At 69.4% G+C, this 11,459-nt stretch carries 4 protein-coding genes; 1 reads left to right on the plus strand and 3 read right to left on the minus strand.

Annotated elements, in window-relative coordinates; all coding sequences use genetic code 11:
* Positions 1-12 precede the first annotated feature (12 nt).
* From I5I_RS10750 to I5I_RS10760, 3 genes are all read right to left on the minus strand, one after another.
* A complete protein-coding gene (locus tag I5I_RS10750; RefSeq protein ID WP_036319380.1) occupies positions 13-1,053 on the minus strand; it encodes a lactonase family protein in 1,041 nt (346 codons plus the stop codon).
* Between the two features lies 1 nt (position 1,054).
* Positions 1,055-2,341: an adenylosuccinate synthase gene (locus tag I5I_RS10755; protein WP_036319383.1), complete on the minus strand. Its 1,287-nt coding sequence runs from the start codon at positions 2,339-2,341 to the stop codon at positions 1,055-1,057.
* Between the two features lie 153 nt (positions 2,342-2,494).
* Positions 2,495-9,718 (minus strand): DUF5979 domain-containing protein, encoded by a 7,224-nt coding sequence (locus tag I5I_RS10760; RefSeq protein ID WP_036319385.1) that lies wholly within the window; start codon positions 9,716-9,718, stop codon positions 2,495-2,497.
* A gap of 189 nt (positions 9,719-9,907) precedes the next feature.
* On the opposite strand from I5I_RS10760, the gene argG reads away from it, so the two are divergent.
* Positions 9,908-11,350, plus strand: coding sequence for an argininosuccinate synthase (gene argG, locus I5I_RS10765; protein WP_036286841.1), 1,443 nt, complete (start codon positions 9,908-9,910; stop codon positions 11,348-11,350).
* Positions 11,351-11,459: the final 109 nt, after the last annotated feature.

An 11,459-nucleotide genomic window follows, 5' to 3' on the forward strand; every position in this document is an offset into this window, starting at 1 on the left:
CCGAGCACCCGCTCAGGATGCCGGGAGCAGACAGGTCGGCGAGGGGGCGTCGACACGGCGTCGCGCTCGCCCCGGCACCCCGGTGCGCTCGTTCAGCGTGAGCGCGGCGATCTCGTCGGAGTGCTGACCGGCGACGAGGAGGGTGTCGCGCACGACGACGTGATGCCGCGGCCCCTCCACGCCCGCGTCGACGAGCGCGACGGGACGCAGCTGCGCCCCGTCACCGCGCACCTCCACGACGGCGATCGTGTTCGAACCGCGCAGCCCCGCGTAGACGAAGCGGCCGTCACGCGAGAAGGCGAGCTCGGCCGCAGCGTCTCCGGCGAGCGCGCCCGGCGACAACGCCACGCCGGCGGCGACGCGCCACTGCCCGCTCGCGTCGGGCGCCAGCGCGTAGAGCTCGTTCGACTGCTCGGTCACCACGAAGAGGTGCTCCGACGGATGCCATCGACTGTGGCGCGGCCCGGTCTGCCGCGGAAGCGCGACGTCGCGCGAGCCCTGCGTCCCCGTGCCCCGCCAGAAACGCACGAGATCGAGCCCGAGATCGGTCGTCGCCATCGTGTCGCGCGGCAGGAACCGCACGTGGTGCGCGCGCGACGGCCGCGGCTCCTGCGATATGCCGACCAGGGCATACGGGTCGGACGCGGCGGCGAGCACGCTCGGCTGGGACGGGCGTCCCTCGGCATCCAGCGACATGCGCACGAGGCGCCCATCACCCCAGCAGGCCGCGATCAATGCGTCGCCGGCGGGGGCGACGGCGAGATGGCAGACGGCATCGCCGGCCTCCACGGGGGCGCCGAGGGCGATGAAGCCCTCCTCGCCGGTGCGGCGATATGCCTGCACGACGCCGCGCCCCTCCAGCGCGGCGTAGACGACCGCACGCGTCGGATGCCACGCGATCCATGACGGCGACTCGGCGCCGACGGCGACCTCCGCGCGCCGGGCGAGCTCTCCCCCGGCCGATCCGTCATCGGGGTCTCCAGCCAGGAGCGTGCCGATGCCCTCCGCGCGGCCGCCCATGTCGGCGGAGTACCCGCCGAGGAAGAAGCGCACCTCAGTCGACGAGATCGTGGCGCACGATGACCGCGTCCCGGGCGGGACCCACACCGATCACCGAGATGCGCGTGCCGCTCATCGCTTCCAGAGCGAGCACGTACTCCTGCGCCGCGACGGGCAGATCCTCGAAGCTCCGCGCGCCGGAGATGTCGTCCTGCCAGCCCGGGAAGTACTCGAGGATCGGCGTGGCGTGGTGGAAGTCGCTCTGGTTGACCGGCACCTCCTCGAACCGCTCGCCGTCGACGTCGTACGCGACGCACACGGGGATCTGCTCGAGCCCGGTGAGGATGTCGAGCTTGGTGAGCACGAGGTCGGTGATGCCGTTGATGCGGGTCGCGTAGCGCGTGATCGGCGCGTCGTACCAGCCCACCCGGCGGGGCCGTCCCGTCGTCGTGCCGAACTCGAAGCCGCGCTTGCGGAGCCACTCGCCCTTGTCGTCGAACAGCTCGGTCGGGAAGGGTCCGGAACCGACGCGCGTCGTATAGGCCTTGACGATGCCGACGATGCGATCGAGGCGGTTGGGACCGACCCCCGACCCGGTCGACGCACCACCGGCGGTGGCAGAGGAGGAGGTCACGAACGGGTAGGTCCCGTGGTCCACGTCGAGCATGGTGGCCTGGCCGCCCTCGAAGACGACGACGTCGCCGGCATCCAGGGCACGGCTGAGCAGCAGCCCCGTGTCGCAGACCATCGGGCGCAGGCGCTCGACGTAGGAGAGCAGATCGTCGACGACCTCGTCGACGGTGATCGCGCGGCGGTTGAAGACCTTCACCAACAGGTGGTTCTTCTGATCGAGCGCGCCTTCGACCTTCTGGCGGAGGATGTTCTCGTCGAAGAGGTCCTGGATGCGGATGCCGACGCGGTTGATCTTGTCCGCGTACGTCGGGCCGATGCCGCGACCGGTCGTGCCGATCATGCGCTTGCCGAGGAAGCGCTCGGTGACCTTGTCGAGCGTGCGGTGGTACTGGGTGATGACGTGCGCGTTCGCGCTGATCTTCAAGCGCGACGTGTCGAGGCCGCGGGCGTTGAGCGCCTCGAGCTCGGCGAAGAGCACTTCGAGGTCGACGACGACGCCGTTGCCGATGACGGCGTTGACGCCGGGGGACAGGATGCCGGAGGGCAAGAGGTGCAGTGCATACTTCTCATCGCCGATGACGACGGTGTGACCGGCGTTGTTTCCGCCGTTGAACTTGACGACCCAGTCGGTGCGCTCACCGAGAAGATCGGTGGCCTTGCCCTTGCCCTCGTCTCCCCACTGGACGCCGACGATCACGATTCCTGGCATGGACTGCTCCCCCGTTTTCGGCCTTCTGGCGCATATCGGACGGTTGCACCGGGAATGCCGGTACACCCCATCCTATCGAGCGGCCCGTCCTGCGCTCCGACACCGCTGAGCGGGCGGGNGAGGGTCANCTCGCCCGCCCGCTCAGCGCATCCGTCAGATCTCGCGACGACGGCGGCGCGTCAACAGCACGATGCCGACGATCAGACCTGCGATCCCGAAGCCGGACACCCCGAGCACGAGCGCCGAGCTGCCACCGGTGGCCGGCAACGGCTTGTCGAAGCGGTTGTCGACGCCGATCGCGACCGTCCTGTCGGCGGTGATGACGACGCTCGCCGGATTGGCGGAGTGTCCACCGTCGACGGTCATGGTGACCTGCTTCGCCTCGCCGGTGCGCGTCTCGGTGAGCACGCACGCGGCATCCGTCGGCAGATCGGTGTAGACGACGGGCGTTCCCACGGTGAGATCGCGGACGGCGCCGCCCGGGATCGGCAGGTTCTCGCCGTACCAGGTGCACACGAGCGTCACACCGAAGGTGTCGCCGGTGTGGGCGGATGCCGCGGTGCCGCTGACCGTCTTCGTCACCGAGATCTGACCGGCGGTGAAGGTGTTGGCGATGGTCATGAGCTGCGGCTCGTCGCCCCCGTGAAGGTCGATCGTCGCGCTCGTCCCGGTCACGGGGTCGGCGTCGTCCACCGTGATGCTCGTGGAGGCCGCGTGACCGGTGACGGTCTCGGTGACCTCACACGTCGCGCCGACGGGAAGGTCGGTGTAGGCCGCCCGGTAGTCGTTCGCGGCGGTGAGCTGGCGCTCCGCTCCCCCGGGCACGGCGATGTCGGTGACGGTGCCGTCCACGACGTACATGCAGACCGCGCTGACCGTGAACGGTCCCGCCGCACCGGGATTGAGCATGTTGCCCTGGCGCTCCTTGACCACGTCGAACGAGGCGAGGTCGAAGCGGTTGGTGGCCGTGACCTTCACGTCGCCGATCGCGACCGGGTCGGTCGGCGCCACGATCGTGACCTGGCCGTCGGCCGGGTCGAGCGTCGCCGCGGTCGCACCCCCCGTCGTCAGCTCCTTCACGTCGCACACGGTGCCGGTCGGGTACACACCGAACGTCTCGGTGTCGCCGTGGCGCAGCGAGAAGCGCTGGTCGAGCAGGCTCTGACCCTGGTACGTGCAGACGGCGGAGAAGTCGAACGAACCCGTGCCGTAGAGGTCGGCGCCCGCACCGGTCACGACCTTGCCGACCGTGAGTCGACCCGCGTCGTACCCGTTGGTCACGGTGACCGCGGCGGCATCCACCCCGGGCGTGACCGTGGCCGAGCCGTCACCGGCGTCGACGACGTTCGTGCCCGTGAACACGATGTGGTTCGCGAAGAACGAGTCCGTCTCGGTCACCGTGCAGCTTGCCCGGGCGGGGATGCGGTCGGTCGGAGCGGTCCAGGTCTGGCCCGCCTCGAGCGTGAAGGTGAGCTTGTGGGAACCCTGATCGTCGAACGCCACCGGCATTCCCGTCGCACTCGTGCACGTCAGCGAGAACGTGAACGGTCCGAACTCGCCGGCCGTCGCCTCGGTCTGCACCTGCTTCGTGACCGACAGACCGCTGTACTGGTAGTCGTTCGTCAGCGTCGCGACCTGCAGCGCGGGCACGTCGCCCGCATCACCCTCCTGCGGGGCCGGCTCGGTGACGGCGATCGTCGTGGGCGATCCGCTGCGGGAGGTCTCACCGAACGCGCCGACGGCGCCCTGTTCGGTGACGGTGCACGTCGTGCCCTCGGCGCTGAGCGGGATGCCGTCGATGCGCGCCGTGTAGTCGTTGGCCGCACTGAGGGTGACGGTCGACGCCGCTCCGAGGTCGAGCGGTGACCCGCCGGCGGAGCAGACGACATCGGCGAGGAAGCTCGTCGGCGCGTACTGCGCCGCCGGTCCCGTGATCTTCTTGGTGACCGCGATCGAGCCGAAGCGCAGGTGGCTGCCGACGACGGCCGGAGCGATCTTGCGGAACGTGCTCTCGGTGGTCAGCTCGTACTTGACGCCGTACTGGTTCCAGGCGAACTGATCGCTCGCGGGGACGCTCGTCGACGCGCCGTCGGGACGGTCAGCGGCAGCCGGCTTGTTCACGGTGGAGAACGTGACGTCGGCAGCCTGACCCGGCGTGAGCGCCTTGGCCGGCGTCGTGCGGAAGTCGAGGTGCACGCGGATGCCGGTGACCTTCGACCAGTCGGTGCCGTCGGACGCGACGGTCCACTTCTCACCGTTCTGCTCGCAGACCGGCGCGGTCGTGAGCGTCGACCACGTGTTGACGCACACTCCCGTGCTGGTGGTGACCTCGACGGTCTGCGTCGTGCCGGCCGGAGCGGCGACCTTGAGCGAGCCCGCCAGGAGCTCGGGGCGCAGCGTCGAGCCGCGACCCGTGGCCGAGATGAGCAGCGTGTCACCCGGCGTCGGCAGCTGGTCGAACACGGTCATCTCGGCGACCGGGACGGTCCCCGCGTTGACGTTGTGCAGCACCCAGTCGTCCGTGCCGCCCACCTCGGAGTTCGCGACACACGGCGAGCGGAAGTAGCCCTTGTCGCCGACGACGAGATTCTGCTGGCAGATCGCATCCGAGGCGCCCGGCTGGTACGCACCGGGCAGCGCGCCCGAGACACCCTTGACGGTGTACAGGTTCGAGCCGGCGACCACGCCGACGTAGTCGGTGGTGCCGCACGTCGTGGGGTCGTTCGCGAACGCGCTGGTCGTCGATCCGCCGGGCACGGTGTTGCGACACGCGGTGAGCTGCTGCGCCGTCTTCACCGTCATCGTGTTGGTCGCGCGGTCGCCCTGCGACAGTCCGGGCTGCAGCTCGAGGAACAGCCGCACCTTGAACACCTCACCGGGCTTCATGCGGTTGCCGTCCGACGGCCACGTGAACGTGACCGTACGACCGTCGGGGCTGAGGCCCACCGTGACCTTGTCAGACAGGAGGCCGTCGGCCTGCTTGGTGAACGCGGGCGCCGGTGTCGTCAGGTAGTCCAGCTGCACCGGCAGCGTGTCGGTCAGCTCCGACACGGTGAGGAAGCCGGTGCCGGTGTTCTGGAAGGTGAGATCGAACGGCACGGGAGAGCCGACCGACACGAGGCGGTCGCCGTTGTTGCTCAGCTTGTTCACCGCGATCTGGTGCGTTCCCTGCGTGAGCGCGATCTGGGCGGACGCCTGCTTCAGGGCGGAGTCGTTGCCGTCGACGCGCGTCGACTGCGAGGACTGCGTGTTGGTCACGGTGTGATCGAAGATCACCGGGCCGCTCGCGTCGCGGTAGGCGTCGCGCACCTTCACAGTGAACGCGGCCGAGGCCGACCAGTTGCCCGCCGGGAGCGTGTTCGAGAACAGCCCGCCGTCGGCGCGCGTGAAGGTGAAGCGGATGCCGTCGACAGCGGTGACGTCGGTGCCCGTGGGCAGCGCGGCGGTGGCCGCGGCGGTTCCCTGGATCCAGCCTCCCCCGGCGTGCACATCCACCCGCACGCGGTCGGCGCCGGCCGGCAGGGTCACCGTGCCGAGCCCGACGAGGTCGAACGTGTTCCAGAAGGCGGTCGCATCGGCGAAGTCCTCGACGACGACGACGTTCGGAGAGAGGGTGCTGCGCGGGTTCGATCCCTGGTTCGCACCCAGGGTCACCGTGACGGGCGTGCTCTTGGCCGGCTCGGCGATGGAGGCCGCGCTCACCGACTTCGTCGGGGTGATGTTGACGACACCGCCGGTGAGGACGACCTTCGCGTCGGCGACGTCACCCGTCTTCGTGGTCGGCGCCAGCACCGGGTCGTACGACTGGGCGAACACGCGGTTCGAGACGTCGACCGTCTTTCCTGCCGGCAGCACCTGCGTACCGCCGCTGGATCGCAGCGTAGGTCGCAGTCGGCTGTCGATCGTGACCGTGAAGACGTTGCTCTGGTCGATCGTGCCCGTGTTCGCCGCGCTCACGCCGCGGAACGTGACGCTGACACCCACGACGTCGGAGAGCTGTTCGGCGGTGAACGCGTTCACCTGAGCGATGGTGTGCGAGGTCGTCGTGTACGTGCCGCCGGAGTAATGCAGGAGCCATACCGTGGAGCCCGACGCGTCGATCTGGGCAGGAATGCTCGAGGCGATCGTGATCTTGGTCGCGTCGAAGCGATCGAAGGGCGTCGGAGTGCCGCTGTCCGTGAGGTAGTTCTTCGACGTGTCGAACGGGTCGGCGAAGGCCGCGGAGACATCGGACTGACACCCGGCCAGTGCGGTCTGGCTGCAGGTGGCCGGATCGGTCATCCGCAGCGCGCTCGCCTTGGCCGTGGCGTCGTTGTGCGCGGTCATCGTCCACTGCGCCGTCGGATAGCTCTGCGCGGGCGTACCGGTGACGGGCGTGAAGATCTGGCTCGTCGGCGTGGCCGACTTGGTGACCTTCACTCCCGGCGGCTGATTGAGGATCTGGATCGTGTCGTGGTCGCCGTCGGTGACGTCCGCGCCGCCCGCGAGAGGGTGCGAGCTGATCTGGACGGCGTTGTCGACGACGCCCTTGGTGGAGGTGTTCAGCAGCGAGTCCGCCGTGATCGGGGTTCCCGAGGAGCGCGTGACGTCACGCAGCTGCCAGGTGAGGTCGAACTCTCGCTGCACGCTGCCGGAGCCGACTCCAGAGCCCGGGGCGGGCGCGAACGGATCGAAAGCGGGACCGGTCTGTCGCGCGGCCTGACGGGCCGCGGTGTCGGCCGCCGTCTCATCGATCACCAGGCGGACGCCGGTGGTCTTCGCCGCCTCCTCCGCGGTGAGCGTGTACCCGACGAAGCCGCGGCCTGCCGTCATCCAGCTGCCGCCGGGCGCGGCGACGGTGTGCCACGTGCCGTCGAAGAAGAGCTCGACCGCGGTCACGGTGTCGTACTTGAGGTACCAGCCGTTGCTGTACGGGTCGGAGCTCGGGGCGATCGCCGCCACCGAGACGAGGTCGAACGCGTCATAGGCCGTCGACGTCGGAGTGCCGGCGTCGGTGGCGGGGTCGGTGATGGTCACCGGCGCGAAGCCAGAGGAGACGTTCCAGCGCAGCGTCGTGTCGGCACGCTGCCCGGACTGGGCATCGAGGAAGTCGCGCGTCCACCGCTTCTGGATGTCGGGTCCGGGGCCCGGCGGGTTCTGCTCGGTCTGGATCGTTCCCGGTGCCGTGTCGGTCGCATCGTCGATCAGCGTCTTGCCGCCGTCGCTCTTACCGGTGACGCTCGAGACCGCGGTGTTCGTGTAGGTCGTGGGCTTGTCGGGGCCGGGAGTCGTCGCGCCGCCCGTGCGACGATCGGCGCGGGCGTCGAAGACGAGGTTCGGCGTGACGTTGGTGGTATCGGCGAACCCCGCGTCGCTGTGGAAGGTGAAACGGATGCCTTCCACGTCGGCGGCAGCCAGCGGCGCGAGGGCGGCCGCGGTGGCCGCGGCATCCATCTGGAAGACGAACGCCTGCGCCTGCGCGGGCGCGGTCGCCAGTGTCACCCACGTTCCGTCGTGACGACGCACCTGCACGGTGAGCGTCGTGTTGGCGGGCACCTGCGTGGGCGCGACGGAGGTGAAGCTGAAGGCGTTCCAGAACGCGTCCTGCGCGCCGTTCCAGGCGTCCTCCACGACGATGTCATTGATGCGGGCTCCGTCACCGGTGGCCGAGGCCACGGTGCGCAGAGAGGCGATGACGCTGTCACCGGGGGCGACGGGCGCACCCGGGCGCACCGTCTTGTCGATCGTGACGGAGACCGACGGGTCGATGACCGTCAGCGTGGCGTCGTCGGTCGCTTTCGCGGTCAGACCGTTGGGGGCGGTCACCGTCGAGGCGACGGTGTTGGTCAGCGTGACGCTCGGCTTTGCGCCGGTCGCGTTCTCGGTGGTGGCGATCGTGAAGGCGGCGTTGGCGGTCGCGTTCGCCTGGATCAGCGAGCCGGTGAAGACGAGCTCGAAGCCGGTCACAGGCCCTCCGGGCGCGGCCGGCACGGCGCCATTCGCGAAGGAGACATCCTGGGTTCCGCCGGCGGCGAGGTGGTAGACGACCGTCGCCGCGCTGGCACCGGCGGGCCACACGGGCGCGGCGGTGAACCCGCCGAAGGCCACGTCGGTCGAGAAGAAGTCGAGGTCGGCCACGCGCAGCTCGCTGACGGGGACGGCGCCGTTGGTGGCGGAGAGCGTCGACGACGCCTTCTGGCCGGCGGTGATCTGACCGGGAGCGATGTTCTTCGCGGTCTGCACCGTCGGCATCGAGGGTGCGACCGTGTAGCTGGCCGTGGCATCCTTCGTGGCCGTGCGCGTACCGACGGCCGCGATGCCGTTGGCCACGTTGTCGACGCGGTGCTCGGCCGTGGACAGATCGGCTCCGGTGTCGCGCTGGGTGGAGCGCTGGGCGAGGCCGAGCCCCAGTGCGACGCTGTCACCGGGCGCGATGGTGCCGACGCAGGTGAGGCGGATGCCGCCGACCTGCGCATTCGTGACGCCGTTCGGCAGGGTCGGGGTGGCGGCGGGCGGGCCCGTCTTCCACGTCCAGGTACCGCCCTGGAAGACGTACGCGTCGACCTGGACGGACGTGCACGACGCCGGCAGCGAGACGTTCTGCAACCCCGTGAAGTCGGTGATCGTGAAGGGGTTGCTCGCGTCGAGCGTGGACGCTCCGTCGACGGCGGCCTTGGGCTCCTGGATGACGAGCTTGTCGACGTTGACGTTCGAGGCGTTGGAGACGCCGAGGGCGATGGCCGACGCGGCTCCGGGCGCGTAGGACAGACGGTTCGGCGACCATGTCTTCGTCACGCCGACAGCGATGTTCTCGGGAACGTTGATGTTGATCGTCGCCGAGCTGTCGACGGGGTTCGCGTTGGTCGCCGTGACCTTCGCGGTGTTGACGATGTCGCCGCTCTGGCCGGGCGGGTAGTTGTCGGGCACGCGGAGGCTGACCAGCATCGAGAAGGTGGTGCCCGCCGACATACCGACGCCGACGGGGGTGTCGGTCGTCTCTTTGATGTCGACCGTCACGGCGGTGCCGGCGGCGACCTTCGCCGGCGGGGTGCTCGCTCCCCCGGTCCAGGTCACGGCGTACGGGGTGGTGTCGGGAGCGAATCGCACGCTCTCGATGTCGAAGCCCACGAGCGCGGCGGGGAAGGCATCGGTGAGCTGAGCGCCCAGGCAGTCCTGCTCCGAACACGTGACCTTGACCGTGTACGTGAACGTGTCACCCGGAAGCGGCGTCGGCTTGTCGACGCTCTTGTCGATCTGCAGGTAGTCGCCGGGACCGCCGGCGGCGGTCGCTGCCGGCGCGATGCCGCCGACGACTCCGCCCAGCGCCAGAAGAACGACGAGAAGCCCCGCGACGAACGGACGCTTCGCGGACACGACGGAAGAGCGCGCAGCGCGCATGCCAACTACCCCCAAGGTAGAGCGCCCCTGCCACCGACCCCACGTCGGCAGCCCCGATCCCACATCGGAGGGCGCACGTGGGTCCGACCCTAGGGCATACATGCACAGCTATGCGAATCCGGTGACCCCCGCGAGTGCGGGGGCCGCCTCCGCAGGTTGCACCGCCGCCGCTCAGTAGACTGAGGTTCCATGTCGAAGGTCCTTCAGTCCCTGCCCGTCGGCGAGCGCGTCGGCATCGCCTTCTCCGGGGGGCTCGATACGTCGGTCGCGGTCGCGTGGATGCGCGACAAGGGCGCCGTTCCGTACACGTACACCGGCGATCTGGGGCAGTACGACGAAGACGACATCGCATCGATCCCCGGTCGCGCGCTGCAGTACGGCGCCGAGAAGTCGCGCCTCATCGACTGCAAGCCGCTGATGGTCGAAGAGGGGCTCGTCGCCCTCTCGTGCGGCGCGTTCCACATCCGCTCCGGCGGCCGTACCTACTTCAACACGACACCGATCGGCCGCGCCGTCACCGGCACGCTGCTCGTGCGCGCGATGAAGGAGGACGGCGTCGACATCTGGGGCGACGGATCCACCTACAAGGGCAACGACATCGAGCGCTTCTACCGCTACGGCCTGCTCGCCAATCCCGCCCTGCGCATCTACAAGCCCTGGCTGGACGCCGATTTCGTCACCGAGCTGGGTGGTCGCAAGGAGATGAGCGAGTGGCTCGTCGCCCATGACTTCCCGTACCGCGATTCGGTCGAGAAGGCCTATTCCACCGATGCCAACATCTGGGGCGCCACACACGAGGCGAAGACCCTCGAGCACCTCGACGTCTCACTCGAGATCGTCGACCCGATCATGGGCGTGCGCTTCTGGGATCCGGCGGTCGAGATCGCGACCGAAGACGTGTCGATCACCTTCGAGGCCGGTCGTCCCGTCGCCATCAACGGCGCCGAGTTCACCGACACCGTCGCGCTCGTGAAGGAGGCCAACGCGATCGGCGGCCGTCACGGACTGGGCATGAGCGACCAGATCGAGAACCGCATCATCGAGGCGAAGTCCCGCGGCATCTACGAGGCGCCGGGCATGGCGCTGCTGTTCATCGCGTACGAGCGCCTGGTCAACGGCATCCTGAACGAAGACACGCTGGCGACCTATCACGAGCAGGGTCGCCGGCTCGGCCGCCTCATGTACGAGGGACGCTGGCTGGAGCCGCAGTCGTTCATGCTGCGCGAGTCGATCCAGCGGTGGGTGGGCTCCGCCATCAGCGGCACGGTCACCCTGCGTCTTCGCCGCGGCGAGGACTACACGATCCTCGACACCGTGTCGCCGAACCTGTCGTACGCGCCGGAGAAGCTCTCGATGGAGCGCGTCGGAGACGCCGCGTTCGGTCCGACCGACCGCATCGGCCAGCTCACGATGCGCAACCTCGACATCGCCGACTCGCGGGCCCGTCTCGAGCAGTACGCGGGTCTCGGGCTCATCGGCGGTGCGACCGCCGAACTGGTGGGCGAGCTCGCGTCGGGCGCGTCGGCGGAGATCACCGGGCATGCGGCTCCGTTCGACGAGGCGCGCGAACAGCTCGCCGAGGCGGTCGACGAGGCATCCGAGTCGGCGTCGTTCGACTTCGGTGCCGACTGAGCCGGCGCTCCGACTCGTCCGCATTTCGACTCGTCGCTGCGCTCCTCGCTCAGGAAACTTGCACACTGCTGTGCAAGGACTCTAGAGGATCCCCGGGACCGAGCTCAAT

It is taken from the genome of Microbacterium sp. B24 (assembly GCF_000333415.1).
In the GTDB taxonomy this organism is placed as follows: domain Bacteria; phylum Actinomycetota; class Actinomycetes; order Actinomycetales; family Microbacteriaceae; genus Microbacterium.

What these genes read in the sequence shown, in the direction of transcription:
- argG (WP_036286841.1), top strand. Translation starts at nt 9,908, where the DNA reads ATGTCGAAGGTCCTTCAGTCCCTGCCCGTCGGCGAGCGCGTCGGCATC.
- I5I_RS10760 (WP_036319385.1), bottom strand. Translation starts at nt 9,718, where the DNA reads ATGCGCGCTGCGCGCTCTTCCGTCGTGTCCGCGAAGCGTCCGTTCGTC.
- I5I_RS10755 (WP_036319383.1), bottom strand. Translation starts at nt 2,341, where the DNA reads ATGCCAGGAATCGTGATCGTCGGCGTCCAGTGGGGAGACGAGGGCAAG.